The 20,981-nt window shown below is 75.2% G+C and carries 17 protein-coding genes; 8 read left to right on the top strand and 9 right to left on the bottom strand.

Annotated elements, in window-relative coordinates; genetic code table 11:
• Window positions 1-13: 13 nt before the first annotated feature.
• The 3 genes from EQG70_RS15410 to EQG70_RS15420 all read right to left on the bottom strand — a co-directional run bounded on the left by EQG70_RS15410 (window position 14) and on the right by EQG70_RS15420 (window position 4,663).
• Window positions 14-2,146 carry a S8 family serine peptidase gene (locus EQG70_RS15410; RefSeq protein ID WP_109268286.1) on the bottom strand — a complete coding sequence of 711 codons (2,133 nt, stop codon included), beginning with the start codon at window positions 2,144-2,146 and terminating at the stop codon, window positions 14-16.
• A gap of 236 nt (window positions 2,147-2,382) precedes the next feature.
• The gene (locus EQG70_RS15415; protein ID WP_109268287.1) at window positions 2,383-4,038 is read right to left on the bottom strand and encodes a S8 family serine peptidase; all 1,656 of its coding nucleotides are present in this window, start codon (window positions 4,036-4,038) and stop codon (window positions 2,383-2,385) included.
• A gap of 202 nt (window positions 4,039-4,240) precedes the next feature.
• Complete coding sequence (locus EQG70_RS15420) at window positions 4,241-4,663, bottom strand: DoxX family protein (protein WP_017834825.1); 423 nt, start codon at window positions 4,661-4,663, stop codon at window positions 4,241-4,243.
• 126 nt (window positions 4,664-4,789) lie between these two features.
• Here EQG70_RS15420 and EQG70_RS15425 point away from each other — a divergent pair, with 126 nt between their 5' ends.
• From EQG70_RS15425 to EQG70_RS15435, 3 genes are all read left to right on the top strand, one after another.
• Window positions 4,790-5,401: a malonic semialdehyde reductase gene (locus EQG70_RS15425; protein ID WP_017834824.1), complete on the top strand. Its 612-nt coding sequence runs from the start codon at window positions 4,790-4,792 to the stop codon at window positions 5,399-5,401.
• A gap of 93 nt (window positions 5,402-5,494) precedes the next feature.
• Window positions 5,495-6,667: a type III polyketide synthase gene (locus EQG70_RS15430; RefSeq protein WP_109268288.1), complete on the top strand. Its 1,173-nt coding sequence runs from the start codon at window positions 5,495-5,497 to the stop codon at window positions 6,665-6,667.
• A 9-nt stretch (window positions 6,668-6,676) separates the two neighbouring features.
• The gene (locus EQG70_RS15435) at window positions 6,677-7,903 is read left to right on the top strand and encodes an NAD(P)/FAD-dependent oxidoreductase (protein ID WP_109268289.1); all 1,227 of its coding nucleotides are present in this window, start codon (window positions 6,677-6,679) and stop codon (window positions 7,901-7,903) included.
• A gap of 36 nt (window positions 7,904-7,939) precedes the next feature.
• On the opposite strand, the gene EQG70_RS15440 is transcribed toward EQG70_RS15435, so the two are convergent.
• The 6 genes from EQG70_RS15440 to EQG70_RS15465 all read right to left on the bottom strand — a co-directional run bounded on the left by EQG70_RS15440 (window position 7,940) and on the right by EQG70_RS15465 (window position 13,892).
• On the bottom strand, window positions 7,940-9,016 hold the full coding sequence (locus EQG70_RS15440) for a DUF2267 domain-containing protein (RefSeq protein WP_126346578.1): 1,077 nt from the start codon (window positions 9,014-9,016) through the stop codon (window positions 7,940-7,942).
• Between the two features lie 206 nt (window positions 9,017-9,222).
• A complete protein-coding gene (ygiD, locus tag EQG70_RS15445; RefSeq protein WP_197722656.1) occupies window positions 9,223-10,101 on the bottom strand; it encodes a 4,5-DOPA-extradiol-dioxygenase in 879 nt (292 codons plus the stop codon).
• The gene (locus EQG70_RS15450) at window positions 10,098-10,877 is read right to left on the bottom strand and encodes an alpha/beta fold hydrolase (protein WP_109268291.1); all 780 of its coding nucleotides are present in this window, start codon (window positions 10,875-10,877) and stop codon (window positions 10,098-10,100) included. Before EQG70_RS15450 ends, ygiD begins: the two co-directional genes overlap by 4 nt.
• 66 nt (window positions 10,878-10,943) lie before the next feature.
• Window positions 10,944-12,167, bottom strand: a complete 1,224-nt coding sequence (locus tag EQG70_RS15455) for an aminotransferase-like domain-containing protein (RefSeq protein WP_109268292.1) — start codon at window positions 12,165-12,167, stop codon at window positions 10,944-10,946.
• Window positions 12,164-13,243 carry an agmatinase gene (gene speB / locus EQG70_RS15460; RefSeq protein WP_109268293.1) on the bottom strand — a complete coding sequence of 360 codons (1,080 nt, stop codon included), beginning with the start codon at window positions 13,241-13,243 and terminating at the stop codon, window positions 12,164-12,166. The genes EQG70_RS15455 and speB overlap by 4 nt, the downstream gene beginning before the upstream one ends.
• Before the next feature lie 82 nt (window positions 13,244-13,325).
• Window positions 13,326-13,892 carry a helix-turn-helix domain-containing protein gene (locus tag EQG70_RS15465; protein WP_109268294.1) on the bottom strand — a complete coding sequence of 189 codons (567 nt, stop codon included), beginning with the start codon at window positions 13,890-13,892 and terminating at the stop codon, window positions 13,326-13,328.
• Between the two features lie 179 nt (window positions 13,893-14,071).
• Between EQG70_RS15465 and EQG70_RS15470 the strand changes: the two genes are divergently transcribed.
• The 5 genes from EQG70_RS15470 to EQG70_RS15490 all read left to right on the top strand — a co-directional run bounded on the left by EQG70_RS15470 (window position 14,072) and on the right by EQG70_RS15490 (window position 20,869).
• Entirely contained in the window at window positions 14,072-15,532 is a 1,461-nt protein-coding gene (locus tag EQG70_RS15470; protein WP_109268295.1) for a sodium:solute symporter family protein, read from the top strand.
• Complete coding sequence (locus tag EQG70_RS15475; protein WP_109268296.1) at window positions 15,529-17,043, top strand: purine-cytosine permease family protein; 1,515 nt, start codon at window positions 15,529-15,531, stop codon at window positions 17,041-17,043. The genes EQG70_RS15470 and EQG70_RS15475 overlap by 4 nt, the downstream gene beginning before the upstream one ends.
• Window positions 17,030-17,686, top strand: coding sequence for a cyclase family protein (locus EQG70_RS15480; protein ID WP_095651243.1), 657 nt, complete (start codon window positions 17,030-17,032; stop codon window positions 17,684-17,686). Before EQG70_RS15475 ends, EQG70_RS15480 begins: the two co-directional genes overlap by 14 nt.
• 92 nt (window positions 17,687-17,778) lie before the next feature.
• Window positions 17,779-19,200 (top strand): NAD-dependent succinate-semialdehyde dehydrogenase, encoded by a 1,422-nt coding sequence (locus EQG70_RS15485; protein ID WP_109268297.1) that lies wholly within the window; start codon window positions 17,779-17,781, stop codon window positions 19,198-19,200.
• Between the two features lie 85 nt (window positions 19,201-19,285).
• A complete protein-coding gene (locus EQG70_RS15490) occupies window positions 19,286-20,869 on the top strand; it encodes a thiamine pyrophosphate-binding protein (protein WP_109268298.1) in 1,584 nt (527 codons plus the stop codon).
• The last annotated feature ends 112 nt before the right edge of the window (window positions 20,870-20,981 follow it).

Below are 20,981 nucleotides of genomic sequence, written 5' to 3' on the forward strand. Positions count from 1 at the left end.
GGCCCGGGCCCGCTCAGCGGGCGGAGACCGTGATCGCGCCGTGGCGGTAGCCGATCGATCCGCCCTGGAAGCGCTGGACGACCGTGTCCCCGGAGCGCTGCTCCGGGGTCACCGGGTAGCCCAGGCGGCCGTGCTCGCCCCGGAGGTCGGCGTGGGCCCGGCCGATCGCCCCGCGCACGGGCTGCGCGCCGGTCGCGGGCGACCACAGGATCCTGCCCCGCTCGAAGGACTGGTGCGCCCCGCCGGCCGGGCCGCGGTGCTCACCGCCCAGCGGGTGCCCCAGCAGACCCGTCTCCGCGCCGAGGGCCGCCCAGCGCGCGCCGACGGCGCCGTGCACGGGGGCCGCACCGGTCCCGGCGCTCCAGACGACCGTGCCCCGCTGGAAGTGCTGGTGGACGCCGCCGGCGCCGTTGTCGCGCTCCCCGGTCCGGGGATAGCCCAGGAGGCCGTTCACGCCGCCGGCGCGGTTCCAGGCGCCGCGCACACCGCCGTGCACCCACCGGGCGCCCGAGTCCGCGCTCCAGTAGACGGCTCCGCGCTCGAACTCCTGGTAGCAGCCGTCCTGGGCGAGGCCGCACCGTTCGTGCGAGCGCGGCGCCCCGGTGGACGCGCCGATCCGGGCGTGGAGGGCGCCGATGGCGCCCTGGGTGCGGTAGCCCTCCTGGAGCGTGGCCCGGGCGACGGCGGCCCTGGGGTGCACGAGCCCTGCGCCGCAGCCGCCCGGGCAGGACCCGGGCAGGGGCCGGGCCGTGGCGGCCAGGACCTCCTTGACCTGGGCCGGGGAGAGGGACGGGTCCGTCTCGCGGACCAGCGCCACGACCCCCGCGACCGTGGGGCTGGCCATCGAGGTGCCGTACTTGTAGGAGTAGGTGCCGCCGCCGGGCCGGGCGCTCCCGGTGTCGGCGGTGGACAGGATCTGCCGGGAGGGGTCCCCGCCCGGGGCGGCCAGCGTGACCCGGCCCCAGTTGGAGTACCCGGCGCGGGCGCCCTGGGCGGTGCTGGCGGCCACGGTGATCACCCCCCGGCAGTTGGCCGGGGACTCCATCCTGGCGTCGCGATCGTGGTTGCCCGCCGCCACGACCACGCTCGCCCCGCGGGACAGGGCCCGGTCGATCCCGTCCTGCAGGGCGGCCGGGCACGTGCTGGAGAGGAAGCCCAGGCTGAGGTTCACCACGGTCGCCGGGTGGGGGTTCGTCGGGACGGCGTCGACGTCCTCGCCGGCGGCCCAGGCGATCGCCACGGCGATGTCGGACACGTACCCGTCCCCGCAGGCCCCGAGGGCGCGCACCGGCAGGAGCGTCGCGCCGTGGGCGACACCGGCCACACCGGTGCCGTTGTTGCCCCGCGCCGCCGCGATGCCCGCCGTGTGCGTGCCGTGCCAGGAGGAGGAGCGGGCGGCGGAGCCGGATCCGCACTCGCCGGGACCGGCGTGGTCCCCCTCGTCCCGTGGGTCCGGGTCCCAGCCGTCCCCGTCGCGGGAGTGGCCCGGCTGCACGCCCCCGGCGTGCAGGGAGACGAAGTCGTGGCCCGGTGCCACGTTGGCGTCCAGGTCGGGGTGGGACGTGATCCCGGTGTCCACGACCGCGATGGTCTGGCCCCTGCCGGTCGCCCGGTCCCAGGCGCTGGGCAGGTCGAGGCCTGCCGCGGCGGGCTGGAGGTTCCACTGCGACGTCGCGTAGTACGGGTCGTCGGGCACCGCGGCGATGCTCGCGAGATGGTCCGGCTCGGCGTACTCGACGGCCGGGTCCTCCTCGAGGGCGCCGGTCAGGGTCTCGAGCTGTTCCGCGTCGAGGAGCCCGTCCGCCGCCACGACCCGGGCCGAGTCCACGGTCCGGCTGATCTCGTCCAGCAGGGGCGCCGCCGCCGGCTCGCCCGCCGCCGCGCCCCCGGGCGCGATCCGCTCCGCGGCCTCCGCGTAGACGCGCTCGCGGGCCCGCGGGGCGGGTTCCGCGCCGTCCTTGAACTTCACGATCACCCGGTCGGTCGCGCCGGGGCTCCCGGCCCCCTCCGCAGCGGGCGCGGGCGCGGGCGCCGGTGCGGCGGGCACGGTGGCCTCGGCCGGGGGCCGGGCCGCGGCGGGGGCCGCGGCGCCGGCCAGGATCAGGACCAGGGCGGCCGTCAGGGCGCGGCCGTGGAAGGACGTCATGGACTCTCCAGCCGGTGGGGGGGTGCAGCGCGCAGCGGGGGAGCTGCGGCGCGCCGACCACGGGAAGGGGAGTCGGCGCCGCTGCGCTCAGCGTACGGAGCGTCTGCTCGTGTTACCGAATGGGAAGATCCATGCTTTTCGCTGGACTTTGAGGTCGCCCCGGAGGAACGGCCCGGGGACGACGACGGCGCCGCCCACCCCGAGCGGGTGGACGGCGCCGGCGGGCGGGGCGAGGGTCAGCCGGCGGCGGGGATCGCCCACCACTGGGCCGGGAGGACCTGCTGCCAGCGGGCCCCGAGGCCGGCGTTCCAGACGATCCAGCCGTTGGCGAACTCCTGGAAGCAGGGCGTGCCGCCCAGGGCGCACAGCTCCCGGGAGCGGGCCTCGCCGGTGGTCGCGCCGATCTTCCGGTGCAGCGCCCCGATGCCGCCCGCGGTGCTGAAGGGCTCGCCGCCCTGCACCGCGACCAGCGCGGAGACCGGGTCGACGATGCCGGCGCCGCAGCCGGGCGCGCACCCGCCGGGGGCCTGCCGGGCCGTCGAGGTCAGGGCGTCCTGGAGACCCGCCACGCCCAGCCCCGGAGCGAGCTCCCGGAGCAGCGCCACGGTGCCGGCGACCGCCGGGGCCGCCATGGACGTGCCGTTGCGCTCCGTGTACGTGGGCGCGCCGAGGCCCTGCGCCCCGGCGTTGCCGGTCGAGAGGATCTGCGCGTAGGGGTCCCCGCCCGGGGCCGCGACCGTGACCGAGCCGAAGTTGGAGTAGGGGGCCAGCGCGCCAGAGACGTCCGTCGCGGCGACCGAGATCACGCCGGCGCAGTTGGCCGGCGCGGACTGCGCGGCGTCCACGGCCTGGTTGCCCGCGGCCACGACCACGGGGATCCCGCGGTTCACGGCCTCGCTGATCGCGGACTGCAGCACCGCCGGGCACTCCCCCGGCACGCCGAGGCTGAGGTTGATGACCGTCGCGGGGTTCGGGTTGGCGGCGGCGCCCGCCACCGGGGCGCCGGCGGCCCACAGGACGCCGGCGGCGACGTCGGTGATGTATCCCTGGCTGCAGGCGCCCACGGCGCGCACGGGCAGGATCCTCGCGTCCGGGGCCACCCCCGCGACGCCCAGTCCGTTGTTCGCGTCGGCCGCGGCGATGCCGGCCGTGTGGGTGCCGTGCCAGGTGGAGCTCGGGGGCATGGGGCTGTTGGGGCACAGCACGGCGTCGGGGTAGTCGCCCATGTCCGTCGGGTCGGCGTCCCACCCGTCGCCGTCCCGGCCGTTCTGGGCCGTGGAGACGAAGTCGTAGCCGGGCAGGACGTTGGCGTCCAGGTCGGGGTGGGCGGTGATGCCGGTGTCCACGACGGCGATGGTCTGCCCGGCGCCGGTGGCCCGGTCCCACGCGAGGGGCATGCCCAGTCCGGCCGGGTCGTCCCACAGGCTCCACTGCAGCGCGGCGTAGGACGGGTCGTTCGGCACGGCGGTGGTGGTCGCCAGGAGGTCCGGCTCCGCGTACTCCACGGCGGGGTCCTGCTCCAGGGCGGTGGTCAGCGCGTCGAGCTCGGCGCCGGCCAGCATCCCGTCGGTCCGCACCACCTGGGCGCCGTCCGCGGTGGCCGTGGTCTCCACGAGCCCGGCGCCCCCGGACCGGCCGGCGGCCTGCGCGTACACGACGTCGCGGGAGTCCTCGAGGGCGGCGCCGTCCCGGAACTTCACGACGACGCGGTCGGTCGCCGCCGCCGTTGCCGAGTCGGCACCGGGAGCGGTTCCGGTGGCCGCCGGGACCGGCTGGACGGCCTGGCCCGCGGTCGCGGCGGCCCCGGTCGCCGCCGCGGCGGAGCCCAGCGGGACGAGGGCGAGGGCGGCCGCGAGCGCGAGGGAAGCGGTGGTGCTGCGGGTGGTGGTCAAGGATTCCTCCGGCCGTCGGGACGGGAGGCGGCATGGTGCGCACGGCCCACCCCCCGATGGACTGGAGCGAGAGCGATCCCCCTGCGGAAACGGAGCCCCCACTCCTGTGCTCTGCCCAGCGTAGGGACGGTGTGCGTGTGTGACCGAATGCGAACCCCGTGGACCGGGGTCCGGGGGACGCCCCGGGCCGGGCGGCGGGCCCTCAGCCCGCCCGGGCGATGCGCAGGGCTGTGGCGATCAGGGGGACCTGCAGGGGGAGCCGCACGAGCGTCACGACCCGCCGGACCGGGGAGCCGCGGCGGGCCCGCCAGGCCATGGTGACGTTGCCCGGCCACACGCCCACGAACAGGGCGGCCGCGGCCCAGCCGCCGGCGCGGCGGGTGCCGGGACGGAGCAGCAGCGCCCCGACGCCGATCTCCGCCGCCCCGGAGCCCAGCGTCCAGGCGCGGGGCGGGCCCGGCAGGGACCGCGGGATCAGCCCGTCGAAGAGCGCGGGCCGGACGAGGTGGAGCACGCCCGTCCCGCACAGGGCCGCGCCCAGTCGGAGGGCGCGTGCCGCCTCGGCGCCGGAGCGGGCCGCGCGGCGGTCCGGTCCGGACAGGAGCTGCGGGAGACGGAGGGGCATGGGGCCAGGGTACCCAGCGGGAGGCGCCGCGACGTGACGGACGGCACACGACGTCTCCGGCATAGACCCGCCCCGCTCTTTGTTGACGTGTACATCAAGATGACCGTGCCTCCGAAAGGACACCCCGTGGCCCCCGAGACCCTGCAGGACCAGCTCACCCTCGACGCCCTCGCCGCCGACCTCCTCTTCCGCGAGGCCCGCACGGCCTCGGAGTTCCTCGACGAGCCCGTGGCCGACGAGCAGCTCCGGGCGGCCTTCGAGCTCGCCAAGATGGGCCCCACGGCCATGAACATCCAGCCGCTGCGCGTGACGTGGATCCGCTCCGCGGAGGCCCGGGAGCGCCTGCTCCCCCACATGGCCGAGGGCAACCGGGCGAAGACCGCCGCGGCGCCCGCCGTCGCGGTGCTCAGCTACGACGTGGACTGGCACGAGCACCTGCCCGTCGTCTTCCCGCCCGCCGCCGGCAACCAGGAGATGTTCGCGGGCAACGAGGAGCTGCGCGCGCAGATGGGCCGGGACAACGCCCACCTGCAGGCCGGGTACTTCGTGCTGGCCGTGCGCGCCGTCGGTCTCGCCGCGGGCCCCATGGGCGGTTTCGACGCCCCCGGGGTGGACGCCGAGTTCCACGCGGGGACGAGCCTGCGCGCGCTGATGGTCGTGAACATCGGCGCCCCCGCCGCCCCGCGCCACGACCGGCTGCCGCGCCTGGACTTCGACGCCGCGACCCGCACTGTCTGAGGCGGCCCCGGGCGGACCCGCCGGCCGCGGGTCCGCCCGGCCCCCGCGCGCCCTCCGTGGCACCTGTCGGCCCGAGGACGGATACTGGACGGGATGACGCCCGCACTCCTGTCCCTCGGCACGGCCCTCCCGCCGCACGTGCTCGAGCAGACCGACGCCCAGGACCTCTACCAGGCCCAGCCCGGCACCGACCGGCTCAACGCCCGGCTGCTGCGCACGGTGTTCGGCGCCTCCGGGGTCCAGCGCCGGCACACGGTGCTGTCCGAGCTGGTCGAGGACGGCGCCCGCGCCGGATCCCCGTACATCACGGAGGACGGCCGGTTCCTGACCCCCCTCACCGGCGTCCGGAACCGGACCTACGTGGAGCAGGCCCCCGCGCTCTTCGCCGAGGCCGCGCGGGACGCCCTCGCCCGCTGCCCCGGGCTCGACCCCGCGACCGTCACCGACGTGGTGACCGTCTCCTGCACCGGCTTCTTCGCCCCGGGCCCCGACTACCAGCTGGTCCGGGACCTCGGCCTCGACCCGGCCGTCCGCCGTGCGCACATCGGCTTCATGGGCTGCCACGGCGGGCTGATCGGGCTGCGCCAGGCCGCGGCCATCGCCACGGCGGACCCGGACGCCGTCGTCCTGCTCGTGGCCGTGGAGCTGTGCACGCTGCACCTGCGCCCGGCCCGGGACCCGGACGCCATCCGGGGGGCCGCGCTCTTCGCCGACGGCGCCGCGGCGGCCGTGGTCAGCGCGCGGGCCCCCGAGGGCGTCACCCCGCTGCTCGAGCTCGACCGGTTCCGCACCCTCGTGATCCCGGACGGCGAGGACGCCATGGCCTGGACCATCGGCGACGCCGGGTTCGAGATGATCCTCGGCGCCGCGGTGCCCCAGGTCCTCGAGGACAACATCCACACCGCCCTCGCCGCGCTGCTGGACGGGCCGGAGGGGCCCGTCGACCGGGACCGCATCACCGACTGGGCCCTCCACCCCGGCGGCCGCGGCATCCTCGACAAGCTCGAGGACACCCTGGGGCTGCCGCCCGAGGTGCTGCGGGAGTCCCGCGACGTGCTCGCCACGCGCGGCAACATGAGCAGCGTGACCGTCCTGCACGTCCTGCGCCAGGTGATCGACGCGGCCCCGGCGGACGAGACCCGCACCGTCTGCGCCCTGGCGTTCGGGCCGGGCCTGACCGTAGAGTCGGCGCTGTTCACGATCCCCGCCCGGGCCGCGGCACCGGCCGCGGAACTCGATCCCGCCGCGGCCGTCCCGATCCGCTAGGAGGTTCCCGTGGACCACGACGTCGTCGTCGTCGGCGCCGGGCTCGCCGGCCTGCAGTGCGCCCACCTGCTCGAACGGCACGGACTGGACGTGGTGGTGCTGGAGGCCTCCGACGGCGTCGGGGGCCGGATCCGCACCGACACGGTCGACGGCTTCCGCTGCGACCGCGGGTTCCAGGTGCTCAACCCCGCTTACACCGAGCTGCGGCGCAACGTGGACGTCGCGGCCCTGGGGATCCAGAAGTTCGACGCCGCCGCCGGGGTCCGCCGCGGCGACGGCATCGACGTCCTCGCCGACCCCCGCCGCGTCCCCTCCCGGCTGCCGGGGACGCTGCGCAGCCCGCTCGTGGAGCTGCGCCGGCTGCCCGCCCTGGCGGCCTGGCTCGCCCCGGGCCTGGACCTCCGCGCACGGCGCCGGGAGCGGCGGGACCTGCCCTGGCACGAGTCCCTCGACGCCGCAGGAGTGCGGGGACCGCTGCGGGACCTGGTGCTCGAGCCGTTCCTGGCCGGCGTGATCCTCGAGGACGAGGGCCGCACCTCGGCCGCCTTCGTGCGCGAGCTCGTCGGCTGGTTCCTGCTCGGCACCCCCGGCCTGCCCTCCGGGGGCATGGGCGCGCTCCCGGCCTGGATCCACGACGGGCTCCGGTCCCCGGCCGTCCTCGGTGCCCGCGTGGAAGCGGTGGAGCGCACCGGGAACGGGTGGACCGTGGGCGCCGGGGACGCCGCCTGGCGGGCGTCCTCCGTGGTCGTGGCCACCGAGGGCCCGGCCGCCGCCCGGCTCCTGGACCTGCCGGACACCCCCATGAAGGGCGAGGCGACCTGGTGGTTCGCGGCGGACGCCGCGCCCTCCGACCTCGGGTGCCTGGTCCTGCCGGGCGAGTCGACCGGCCCGCTCGTCGACACGGCCGTGGTCAGCAACGCCGCCCCCAGCTACGCCCCGGACGGCCGGGCGCTGATCCAGGCGACCGCCCTCCTGCCGCGGGGCGCCGAGCTCCCCGCCGAGGCCGACGTCCGCCGGCAGCTGGGCACGATCTGGTCCGCCGACGCCGCCGCCTGGGACCTGCTGACCGTGCACGAGGTGCGCCGGGCGCTGCCGGAGCAGCCGCCCGGGCTCGTGGCCGACCGGCCCGCCGCCCTCGGCGACGGCCTGTACGTGTGCGGCGACCACCGCACCGACGGCTCGACCCAGGGCGCCCTGCGCTCCGGGCGCCGCGCGGCCGAGGCCCTGCTGGCCTGAGCCCGCGGGTTGCGGGGGTGACCCGGCCGCGCCGGGTCAGTCGTCGTAGGTGTCGGCGAGCCGGCGGCGCTGGTGCTCCCGGCGGCTGTAGGTGGCCTCGCGGATGGCCTCGTCGCTGTCGAAGTTCGAGCCCAGGGCGCCGGCCAGGGTGCCCAGCGACGCGGCGAGCCAGGACAGGTGCAGGTAGTCGAGGAGATCGACGGGATGGCCCAGCTGGGACTCGAGGTAGCCGGCCTCGATCACCGCCAGGCCCACGAGGAGCAGCATCGCCCACAGGAGCACGTACATCAGGGCCACGCTCAGCCACACGGTGATGACGGTGGAGGCGTTGTCCGACCGGGACCGCCAGGGTTCGCCGTCGTCCGCGGAACGGTTCCACAGGCCGTTGTGGATGATGAGCCAGCCGCTGAGCGCGGCGGTGACCACCACGCTGATCGTGGCCAGCCGGAGCGGGGACAGGACATCGGACATGTTCCAGATGGAGGCGTAGAAGATGCCGAAGGCGCCGGTGGCAGCCGCGGCCGCCACACAGCTGGCCAGGGCCGGCAGCAGGCGCCCGGGCTGGTTGCTCAGGATCATGCCGATCAGCAGCCGCAGCCGGTTCATCCGCCCGGGCAGCACGACGTAGGCCGCGCCTCCCGCCTCCCCCGAGGAGACCTTGCGCGCCGCCGCCCGTCCCAGGGCCCCGTGCACCGCGGACGGCGAAGGGGCGTCCTCGGCGCCGTCCCGGATCGCGCCGACCAGGGCGGCCAGCAGCCGGCAGGCCTTGCGGGAGAAGTGGTCGGCGCCCAGGCCCGGCAGCGAAACCAGCGCTGCGGCGTCGGCCGCGCCGACCTCGCAGAGCAGCGGTTCCCCGTCGTGGACGCGCGGCAGGTCCGTCAGGTACACCACGAAGTCCCACCCGTGCTCCTCGCGCAGCCGGCCGGCCTTGTCCAGCAGCGGGATGTTCCCCTCGGCCGTCAGGGGCAAGGTCTCGCGGCTGACCTCCACCGTCCAGGAGATCTCCGGGCCGGAGCGTTCCGCGAGCGCCCGCGGCAGGTCCTCGGCCACCCGGCGGGCCACCTTCTCCGGCAGCCCCGGATCAGCGAGAACCCCTACGGTCAGTGACTGCACATGGCCTCCTCCCCCGAGCGCACGGCACGTGGTGCCGCGGCCTCGGAGGCTGCCCCGCGGAGCAGCTCGACGTCGTCCCCCCGAGCTTAGCCATCGGCAGGCCGACGACCGGACGGGCCCGGTGGGGCGCCGGTGCGCGAGGAGCCGGCCGCCGTTGCGGAGCCCCCGCGTCCACCGGACAGGTCGCCGGCCCCGGGCCTCCGGGCTCAGATGTTGGAGGCGTCCGGAGGAAGGTCGGCCGGCGGCCGGGAGGACCCGCCCGCACCGGCCGACTGGGGGCAGTCCATGCCCAGGGTGTAGGCGGTCATCGACAGCGAGCCGTAGGAGTACCCGTCGACGAGCACCGCGGTGTCCGCGGAGCCGGCGGCCCCGGCGAGCCCGGCCAGGTACAGGGACGGGATGAAGTGGTCGGGGGTGGGCACGGCCAGGTCCCAGTCGCGGTGGGTGTCCAGGGCTGCCAGCTCGGTGGGGTCGGTGAGGAGGCGCTCCTTGGCGTCCTCGTTGAAGCGCCGCGCCCAGTCGTAGCCGTCGTCGGTGCGCGTCCAGTCCATCCCGCCCAGGTTGTGCACGATGTTGCCGCTGGTGACGATCAGCACGCCCGCCTCCCGCAGGGGCGCCAGCCGGGCCCCGAGGTCCAGGTGGTAGCCCAGGGGCTTGTCGGCGTTGATGCTCATCTGCAGCACCGGGACCGAGGCGTCCGGGAAGGCGTGGGTGAGCACGGACCAGGTGCCGTGGTCGATCCCCCAGCTGTCGACGTCGGCGCCGATCCAGGTGGGGTGGACGGTGTCGCTGATCTCCTCGACCAGGCCCGGCAGCCCGGGGGCGGGGTACTGCACGTCGAAGAGCTCCTGCGGGAAGCCGTAGAAGTCGTGGATGGTGCGCGGGGCCGGCATCGCGGTGACCGCGGTGGCGTTGATGTACCAGTGGGCACTCACCACCAGGATCGCCCGGGGCCGCGGCACCGAGGCCCCGAACGCCCGCCAGGCGGAGGTGTACCGGTTGACCTCCAGGGCGTTCATCGGGTTGCCGTGCCCGAAGAACGCCGCCGGCATCACGACGCCCGCGCCGGGGCTCTGCGTGCTCATTGCGCCTCCTCGGCGCCGGCCCCCAGGGAGCGGCGCCGTCTCGGGGCGAACGTGGCCGGCTTGTCGGCGGCGTGGAAGTCGGTGATCAGGCGCGCGCACAGCTGCGGCTTCTCGACCAGCACGCCGTGGGAGGCGTGCGGGACCACGGCCAGCTCCCCGTGGGGCAGAGCGCGGTACGCGGCCACGGCGTGCTCGAGCCGCACCTCGTCGTCGTCGCCGACGAGCACCAGGACGGGGAGGTCGAGGCCCGCCAGGTCCGCGTCCGGGAAGACCGGTCCCTCCTCGTGCATCCGCCGCAGCTTCGCCGCGACCTCGCCGTAGTGCTCGCGCCCGTCGGGGGAGACCTCCGCGTAGGCGTCGACCATGAAGGCCGGCACCTCCGCCTCGCCCGCCAGGACGCCGGGCTCCCACCCGTCGCGGTGGTGCACCCCCGCCGCCAGCACCAGGTCCCGGACCAGGTCGGGACGGCGCAGCGCCACGGTCAGGGCGACGACGGCGCCGTCGCTGTACCCCAGCAGGTGCACCGGGGCGCCGGCCTCCTCCTCGAGGAAGGCGATCGTGTCCTCGGCCATCGCCGCGTAGGAGAGCGGGCCCTCCCGGTCGGGGGTGCGGCCGTGCGCGCGCTGATCGGGGGTGATCACCCGGTACCGGCCGGCCAGTTCCGCGACCAGCGGGCCCAGGGCTCGGGAGTCCGTGCCCCCGGGGTGCAGCAGGACGAACTCCGGCCCGCTCCCCCGGGCGCAGAACCACAGTCCCCCGGCCCGCTCCTCGCTCATGCGGTCAGTATCGCCCCTCCCGGGGACACCGCACCAGCTCCGGGGGCGGCGCCGAGGCCCAGCAGGTCAGTCGCGCAGCATCTCCCCCACCCGCCGGACCCCTTCGGTGATGTCCTCCGGCGAGGCCGCGGAGTAGGCGAGGCGCAGGCTCGTGGAGGCGCGCCCGTCCGCGTAGCAGGCGCCGCCGGGCACCAGCACCACGCCGTGCCCGATGGCCCGGCCCAGGAGGTCCCCGTGGTCGAGGGCCGGGTCCAGGTCCAGCCACGTGAAGAAGCCGCCGGCGGGACGCGTCCAGCGCACCCCCTCGGGCATGAACCGCTCGAGGGCGGTCATCATGGCGGCGCAGCGCGCGCGGTACAGGTCCACCGCCCGGTCCAGGGCGGGCCGCCAGTGCTCGCTGGCCACGTACTCGGCGGCGAGCTCCTGGCCGAGCACGGACGGGTGGATGGTCACGGCCTCGGCCGCGATCTGCAGCCGGGCCCGCACCGCCGGCGCCGCCGCGATCCAGCCGACCCGCAGCCCGGGCGAGAAGATCTTGGAGAAGCTGCCCAGATGGATCACGGTGCCCGGGTCCAGCGAGTACAGGGACGGGAGCCGGTGGGCGCGGTCGAAGCCGAGCAGCGCGTACGGGTCGTCCTCGAGGATGAGCACCCCGCGCTCGGCGCAGACCTCCACGAGCCGCCGGCGCCGCTCCTCGGTGAGGGTCACCCCGGTGGGGTTGTGGAAGTTCGGGATGGTGTAGACGAACTTCACGCTCCGGCCGGCGGCCCGCAGCCCGTCGATCCGCCCGGCGACCGCCTCGGGGTCCAGTCCGTCGTCGTCGACGTCCACGTGGGCGACCTCGACCTCGTAGCTGCCGAAGACGCCGAGGGCCCCCACGTAGGTGGGGCCCTCGGCCACGACCACGTCCCCCGGGTCGCAGAACAGCTTGGTCACGAGGTCGAGACCCGCCTGGGACCCGGCGGTGATCTGGATCGTGTCCGGCGTGGTCTCCGCGCCCTGCAGGCGCATGAGCTCCACGACCAGCCCGGGCAGGCGCCCGATCCCGGCCCCGGAGCCGTACTGGAGCACCTCGGGGCCGCGCTCGGCGAGGATCCGCGCCGACATCGCGGCCACCACGTCGTGCGGGAGCACGCTCATGTCCGGGTTGCCGCCGGCCAGGGAGATGATCCCGGGGCGCATCGCGATCTCGAACACGGCCCGGACCGGGGAGGGGCGGAACTCCTCGGAGCGGTGGGCGAACAGCGAGGTGTAGTCGGGCCGGGGGGTCACGGCCGCGCCCCCGGTCACCGGTCCTCCCCCGCCGGGCCCTGCACCGGGGCCTGCGCCGGGACGGCGTCCCCGTAGACGTGCCCGGCCAGCCCGTAGGCGGGTCCGCCCGGCGCCGCGCCGGGCCCCAGCGCGAGGAGGCTGATGAGCTCGTAGGCCACGTGGGCGGCCGCCACCCCGGTGATCTCGGCGTGGTCGTAGGCCGGGGCGACCTCGACGACGTCGCAGCCGACCACGTTCGTCCCGCGCAGCCCGCGCAGGATCTCGAGCACCTCCCGGCTGGTCATGCCACCGGCCTCGGGGGTCCCGGTGCCGGGGGCGTGGGCCGGGTCCAGCACGTCGATGTCCAGCGAGACGTAGAGCGGGCGGTCGCCGACGCGCTCGCGCAGGTGCGCGACGACGGCGTCCACCCCCAGCCGCATGACGTCGGCGGAGGAGACGATGCCGAAGCCGAAGCGGGCGTCGTCGTCGAGGTCCTCGGTGCCGTAGAGCGGCCCGCGGGTGCCGACGTGGCACACGGCGTCCGTGTCGAGCAGGCCCTCCTCGAACGCCCGGCGGAAGGGGGTGCCGTGGGTGTACTCGGCGCCGAAGTAGGTGTCCCAGGTGTCCAGGTGGGCGTCGAAGTGCAGCAGCGCGACCTCGCCGTGGCGCGCGTGGGCGGCGCGCAGCAGCGGCAGGGCGATGGTGTGGTCGCCGCCGATCGCCACGAGCCGGGTGTCCTCGCCCATGAGCTCCTTGGCCTGGGCCTCGATGGAGGCGATCGCCTCGGGGATGTCGAAGGGGTTGGCCACGATGTCCCCGGCGTCGGCGACCTGCGCCCCGGCGAACGGCGAGACGTTCTGCGCGGGGTTGTAGGGGCGCAGCAGGCGCGAGGACTCCCGGACGTGGTTGGCCCCGAACCGGGCGCCGGGCCGGTAGGAGACGCCGGCGTCGAACGGCACGCCCACCACCGCGATGTCCGTGTGCTCGACCTCGTCCGTGCGCGGCAGGCGGGCGAACGTGCCCAGCCCCGCCCAGCGCGGGGTCAGTGCGGCGTTGACGGGTCCGACGACGGGGGTGCCGTCCGGGGTGGTGCCGGTGATGCGCTCGGGGTTCATGGTGTGCGGTCCTCTCGGTGGATGCTGACGGGGGTGCTGACGGGGGTGCCGGCGGGGGCGGCGGACGGGCCGGGCGGGGGGCTCACGAGCCGAGGATCCACAGCAGCACGGCGTCCTCGGTGCCGGGGTTCTCCCAGGTGTGCGGTTCGGAGCCGGGGAAGGTGACGGTGTCCCCGGCCGCCAGGTCGAAGGTGCGGTCCGGGACGTGCAGCCGGAACCGGCCGCTGATCAGGTGCAGCACCTCGGTCTCGCAGTCCATGCTGTACATCGCGTCCTCGCCCCGGCCCCCGGCGGCCACGCGGGCCCGGATGACCTGGACCTGGCGCTGGGCCGACGGCGTGACGAGCTGCTCCTCGATGCCCTCGCCGCCGAGGTCGATGTGCGGGGCGTCCTCGAGCCGGACCAGCTCCACGTCGGCGGGCCCGGCGAAGAGCGCGCCCACGTCGATCCGCAGCACCTGGCACATCCGCACCAGGGAGTCCACGGGCGGGGAGGTGATGTCCCGCTCCACCCGGCTGACGAAGCCCTTGGTGAGGCCCGCGGCGGAGGCGAGCTGGTCGATGGTCATGTGGCTGCGCCGCCGGTGGTTGCGCAGCCGCGACCCCACGGCGGCGGTGTGCCCGGAGCTCTCGATGGGCAGTGCTTTCACGACGACGACGCCTCCTCCCGGACGGTTTTACCCGCCCGTCACGACCCGGACCCGTTCCCAAAACATGATCTGCATCATACTATGTGGGACAACTTTTGTTTCTTGTAGAGCAACCCCGTTCCGGGGAGGCTCCCGATCGACCCCGTGGGCGCCCGCGCCCCGAGGAAGCAGCGACACCCATGAACGTGCTGATCATCGTGCTGTACCTGGTCGCCATGGTGGCGGTCGGGCTCTGGGCCAGCCGCCGGGCCCACGACGCCGAGGACTACCGGGTGGCCGGCCGCCGCCTGGGCCCCGGCTTCTACACCGGGACGATGGCCGCGGTGGTCCTCGGCGGCGCGTCCACCGTGGGCGGGGTGGGCCTCGGCTACACCTACGGCATCTCCGGGATGTGGCTGGTGGTGGCGATCGCCACCGGCCTGGCCGCGCTGAGCCTGTTCTTCGCCGGCCGCATCCAGTCCCTCAAGGTGTTCACCGTCTCCCAGATGCTGCAGCTGCGCTACGGCGAGCGCGGCGGGGCCAAGGCGTCCTCGTTCGTGATGCTGGCCTACACCGTGATGCTCTCGGTGACCTCCACCTCCGCGTACGCCGCGATCTTCTCGGTCCTCTTCCCGCTCGACCGGTCGTGGGCGATCCTGCTCGGCGGCGTGGTGGTCGTGGCGTACTCCGTGCTCGGCGGGATGTGGTCGATCACGCTCACCGACATGATGCAGTTCGTGTTCATGACGGTCGGCATCTTCCTGGTCCTGCTGCCGTTCTCCCTCTCCGCGGCGGGCGGCTGGACCGGGCTCGAGGACCGGCTGGACGCCACGTTCTTCACCTGGGACGGCATGGGCACGCAGGCGATCGTCACCCAGTTCGTGGTCTACGGCTTCGGCATGCTGATCGGCCAGGACATCTGGCAGCGCGTCTTCACCGCCCGCTCCCCGCAGGTCGCCCGCTGGGGCGGGCTCGCCTCCGCGGCCTACGTGGCGCTCTACGGCGTGGCCGGGGCCGTCATCGGGATGACGTCCGCCGCCGTGGCCCCGGACCTCTCCTCCCCGGACGACGCGTTCGCCACGATGGCGCAGCAGTACGTCCCGGCCGGGCTCGGCGGGATCGTGCTCGCGGCCGGGGTCGCCGCCATGATGTCCACGGCCTCGGGCGCGCTCATCGCCGCGGCCACGGTGGCCCGCGTCGACGTCGTGCCGACCCTGAGGTCCCTGCTCACCCGGCACGCGGCCCCCGCCCCGGAGGGCACCGCCGAGGCGCTGCGCGGGGACCGGATCTACGTGCTCGTCTTCGGCGTGGTGATCACGGTGATCTCGATCTTCGTCTCGGACACCGTCACCGCCCTGACCATCGCCTACGACATCCTGGTGGGCGGCCTGCTCGTCGCCATCCTCGGCGGGCTCCTGTGGCGGCGCGGCACGAGCCTCGGCGCGGCCCTGTCCATGCTCGTCGGGTCCGTGGTGACCGTGGCGTCCATGGCGGTCTTCGGCGTGCTGGCCAACGCCCCCATCTACCTGGGACTGGCGAGCTCCGCACTGGTCTACGTGGTGGTCTCACTGCTGTCCCGCCCCACGCACGCCGGGGTGCTGCGGCAGTGGAACGAGCGCCTCGCGGGCTCCGGCGCCGACCGCGCGGAGGCCCGCCCGTGAGCGCCTGGTCCCGGCTCTCGGACCACCTGGACGAGAACTCCGAGGGCTACGGCCCGCTGCGCGGCACGCTGGGCGCGGGCCGGATCGGGATGATCTGGCTCGCGGCGAACCTGGTGGTGACCACCCTGCTGACGGGGACGCTGTTCGTGCCCGGGGTGTCCTGGCCCACGGCTCTGGCCATGATCGTCCTGGGCACGCTGATCGGCGGGGCGGTGCTGGTGCTCGTGGGGAACATGGGCACCCGCACCGGTCTCGCCACCATGTCCCTGACCAAGGGCTCCTTCGGCCTGCGCGGGTCCTTCCTGCCGGTGGCCGCGAACGTGGTCATCCTCATGGGCTGGAGCTGGGTGCAGGCGATGCTCGCCGGCGTCACCGTGAACTTCCTCGTGGCGCAGGCGACCGGCTACTCGAACCCGGTGCTGTTCTCGGTGCTCTGCCAGGCGCTGGTCGTGGCGCTGGCCGTCCTCGGCCACGAGGGCATCGCCCGGGTGGAGCCGTGGCTGGCGGTGGTGATCCTGGGCATCATGGCCTGGGTGTTCACGGTGGCGTTCACGTCCTACCCCGTGGCCGACTTCGCCGCCCTGCCCGTGGACCCCGGGGCGGGCTGGTCCCCCATCGCGGTCCTCGACGTCGTCATCGCCACGGCCATCTCCTGGACCGTGCTCTCCGCGGAGTTCAACCGGCTCGCCCGCCGGCAGTCCGCGGGCATGATCGGCTCCGGCGCGGGGTACGTCCTGTCCACGGTCGCGGCCATGAGCCTCGGGGCCACCGCCGTCGCCTACGTGGTGCTCGACGGCGGGGAGGCGGTCGGGTTCGACCCGACGGTGCTCGTCGCCGCCTTCGGCGCGCCCCTGGCGGTGGTGGTCTTCCTGTCGGTGATGGCCACCAACACCATGGTCGTCTACGGCATGGTCTCCTCGGTGGTGAACCTGACACCCTCGCGGAGGCTGCGGTTCCTGCCCACGGCGCTCGTGCTGGGGGCAGTGTCGGTCCTCGGGTCCACCCGGCTGGGCCTGCTGGACCAGTTCACCGAGTTCCTGGTGCTGATCGGCTCGCTGTTCATCCCCGTCTTCGCGATCATGCTGGTGGACTACTACGTGGTCCAGCGCGGCGCCTACGCGGCGGACATCCTGCGCGGTCGCGGCGGCCGGTACTGGTACCGGGGCGGGGTCAACCCCGCCGCCGTGGCGGTGTGGGCCGTCGGCGCGGTCTGCTCGCTGGTGCTCACCTACGTGCTGCCGAGCCCCGTGGGCGCGACCATTCCCACGTTCGTCCTCTCCGCGGCGCTCTACCTGCTCTGGGCCCTGGCGGCGAAGCGGATCGTGCCGGGCCGGCCGGTCCAGCGACACCTCGCCGAGGCGGGGAGGACCGGGACGGACGGGGCCGGGGCGCGGGACGGGGCCGCCGCGCCCGAGCGGACCGGCGGACCCTGCACGGTCGGCACTGTCGGCACTGTCGGCACTGTCGGCGCGGCCGGCAGGCCGGAGGAGGCCGCCGATGCGCCTCGTTGACCTGAGCCACCCCGTGGAGGCCGGCATGCAGGTCTTCCCGGGGGACCCGGCCGTGGACTCCCGGCTCGCGGCGTCCGTCCCGCGGGACGGCTTCCAGGTGGCCGAGCTGCACCTGGGCACGCACAGCGGCACGCACGTGGACGCCCCGCTGCACACCGTGGACGGCGGCTCGCCCGTGGACGAGCTCGACCTCGCCCGCCTGGTGGGACCGGCGCGCATCGTGCACGTGCCGGAGCTCCGGGAGCACGAGGTGATCCGCTGGGCGCACGTCCGCGCACAGCTGGAGGACGTGCGGGCCGGCACGATCGTGCTGTTCCGCACCGACTGGTCCCGGCACTTCGGCACCCCGCGCTACCTGGCGCACCCGGTGCTGGACGTGGAGATCGCCGAGCGCCTGCTGGCCGCGGGCGTGCACGTGCTCGGCACGGACACCCTCAACCCGGACCGCACCCCGGACGCCGGCGCGTCCGGCCCGCCCGAGCTGCCGGTGCACGCGGCGGTCCTCGGGGCGGGCGGGGCGATCGTCGAGAACCTGACGAACCTGCACGCCGTCGACTGGCGGGACCCGCTGGTGAGCGTACTGCCGCTGCGGCTGCGCGGACTGGACGGCTCCCCGGTGCGGGCGGTGGCGATGCAGCCGTGAGCCCCGCGCCGCCGCTGCCCGGTCCCCGCCCCGGGACCACGACGCCGCCGACGCCGACGCCGACATCCGATCACTCCCGAGGAGACCCCGCCATGACCGCCGACGCCCGATCCACCGCCCCGTCCGCCTACCGGTCCGTCAACCCGGCGACCGGCCGGGTCCTGGCCGAGCACCCGACCGCCACCGATGCCCAGGTGCAGGAGGCCCTGGCCGGCGCCGACGCCGCGTTCCGCGCCTGGCGGACCCTGCCGATCGAGGAGCGGGCGGCCGTCGCCGCCCGCGTCGGGACGCTGTTCGCCGAACGGGTCGAGGAGCTGGCCGCCGTCATCACCGAGGAGATGGGCAAGCCGCTCGCCGAGGCCCGGGACGAGGTCGCGTTCTGCGCCGAGATCTTCGGCTACTTCGCCGAGCAGGGCCCGGCCCTGGCCGCGGACCAGCCCATCACGGCCTCCGGCGGCGGCCGGGCGGTGGTCCAGAAGCGGCCCGTGGGGGTGCTGCTGGGGATCATGCCGTGGAACTACCCCTACTACCAGGTGGCCCGCTTCGCGGCCCCCAACCTGGTGCTGGGCAACACGATCCTGCTCAAGCACGCCGAGTCCTGCCCACGGGCGGCCCTGGCCCTCCAGCAGCTCATGGACGACGCCGGGGTGCCGGCCGGCGCCTACGCCAACGTCTTCGCGAGCCACGACCAGGTCGCGGACATCATCGCCGACCCGCGGGTCCAGGGGGTGTCCCTGACCGGGTCCGAGCGGGCCGGGGCGAAGGTCGCCGAGATCGCCGGGCGGAACCTGAAGAAGGTCGTCCTCGAGCTCGGCGGCTCCGACCCCTACGTGGTGCTGGACACCGACGACGTGCGCGAGTCCGCCCGCGCGGCCTTCGCCACCCGCATGGGCAACACGGGCCAGGCGTGCAACTCCAACAAGCGGATGATCGTCATGGCGGACCTCTACGACGAGTTCGTGGCCGAGCTGACCCGCCAGGCCGAGGCGCTGACCCCGGGCGACCCGGCCGAGGCCGCCCCCGGGACCTTCGCCCCCCTGTCCTCCCGGGCCGCGGCCGAGGGACTGGCCCGCCAGATCCGGGCCGCCGTGGACGCCGGCGCCACCCTGAACGCCGGCGGGCGGCTGCTCGAGGGCCCGGGCGCGTACCTGGAGCCCACCGTGCTCACCGGGATCACCCCGGACATGGCCGCCCACCACGAGGAGCTCTTCGGCCCCGTGGCCGTGGTCTACCGGGTGGCCGACGACGCGGAGGCGCTCGCCCTGGCCAACGACACCCCCTACGGGCTCGGCGGGGCGGTCTTCAGCACGGACCCCGAGCGGGCGCGCCGGCTCGCCGAGGGCCTGGACGCGGGCATGGCCGCCGTCAACGCCGCCGAGGCCGAGGGCGCCGAGATGCCCTTCGGCGGGGTCAAGCGCTCCGGCTACGGCCGGGAGCTGGGCCCGCTGGGCATGGACGAGTTCGTCAACAAGCGCCTGCTCTACGTCAAGGACCGGCCCGCCGGGGAGGGCTGACCGCCGGCGTCCGCCGCACGTCCCGCCCTGCTCCGCCCGCTCCACCCGCCCCGCACCACCCGCCCCACCCTTTGGAGGACCGCTCATGACCGCCCGCAGGACCACCGCCCGTGCCGTGCTGGAGACGCTCCGGGGCTACGGCGTCGACACCGTCTTCGGCATCCCCGGGACCCACTCGCTCGAGTTCTACCGCCCGCTGCGCGAGCTGGGCATCCGGGCGGTCACCACCCGCCACGAGCAGGGCGCCGCGTACGGCGCCGACGGGTGGAGCCAGGTCTCCGGGCTGCCGGGCGTCGTCATCACCACGTCCGGGCCGGGCCTGCTCAACTCGCTGTCCGGGGCGGCCACGGCCTACGCCGAGTCCCGCCCGATGATCATCCTGTCCCCCGGCCGTCCGGTGGGCCACGACTTCCGGGACATCGGCTCGCTGCACGAGACGAAGAACCCGTCCGCGGCCGTGGACGCGATCGTCGGCCGCAGCCGCCGGGTCACCAGCGGGGCCGAGGCCGTGACCATGGTCCACGACGCCTTCCGGGACTTCGCCCACTCCCGCCCCCGGCCGGTGCACATCGAGATCCCGCTGGACGTCCTGGAGGCGGAGCTCGACTACACCGACCGGCAGGTGGCCCCGCGCCGGCTCGGCGCCCCGCAGCCGGCGCCGGTCGACGACGTGCGCCGCGCCGCCGAGGTGCTGCGGGACGCCGAGCACCCTGTCATCCTCGCCGGCGGCGGCTCGCTGGCCGCCGGCGCGCGGCTGCTCGAGCTCGCCGAGCTGCTCGAGGCGCCGGTCATCACCACGACCAACGGAAAGGGCGCGATCCCCGAGCGGCACCGCCTCTCGCTGGGCGCCGACCTGCGCCTGTCCACCGCGCACGAGTTCCTGCGCTCCGCCGACGCCCTGCTGGTGATCGGCTCGAAGGTGGGCGAGGCCGAGCTGTGGGGCGGGGACATCACGCCGCGGGGCCCGGTCGTGCGCGTGGACATCATGCGGGACCAGATGCTGTGCAACCTGGACCCGGACATCGAGCTGCCCGGCCACTCCGCGGCCGTGGTCCCGCAGCTCCTCGAGGCGATCGGCCCGCTCGCCCCGCGCCCCCCGCGCGACCTCACCGAGGTCTTCGCCCGGCTCGACGACGAGGGCCGCCGCACCGCGCCCGAGCTCGCGGCGCTCAACGAGACGATCATGGCGGTGGTGCCCGAGGACACGATCATCGGCGGCGACTCCTCCCAGGTCACCTACCTGGGCTCCACCACGTTCTTCCGCGCCCAGCTCCCGCACTCCCTGCTCTACATGGGGACCTACGCGACCCTGGGCTACGGCCTGCCCGCCTCGATCGGGGCGAAGCTCGCCGCCCCGCACCGGCCCGTGCTGTGCCTCGTGGGCGACGGCGCCCTGATGTTCTCGATCCAGGAGCTGATGACCGCCGTGGAGCTCGGCGTGGACCTGCCGATCGTGTGCGTGGACAACGGCGGCTACGGCGAGATCCGGCAGAACATGACCGACCGGGACATCGACCCGCTCGCCGTGGACCTGCGGCAGCCGGACTGGCCCGCGCTCGCGGAGGCCTTCGGCGCGGTCGGGTTCGAGGCCACCCCGGAGAACCTGGCCGATAAGGTCGTCGAGGCGCTCGCGGTCGAGGGGCCGAGCCTGGTGCACCTGAAGATCTGACCCCGCCGAGGGGTCCGGTTCCACCCACATCCCTGCCGAGGGGTCGCCTCCTGTCGGAACACAGCCCGGACGGCCTCGGGACGAGACCCCTCGCGCAGGGGCGGGGAGCGGG

The sequence above is a fragment of the Kocuria rosea genome (genome assembly GCF_006094695.1).
Classification (GTDB): domain Bacteria; phylum Actinomycetota; class Actinomycetes; order Actinomycetales; family Micrococcaceae; genus Kocuria; species Kocuria rosea.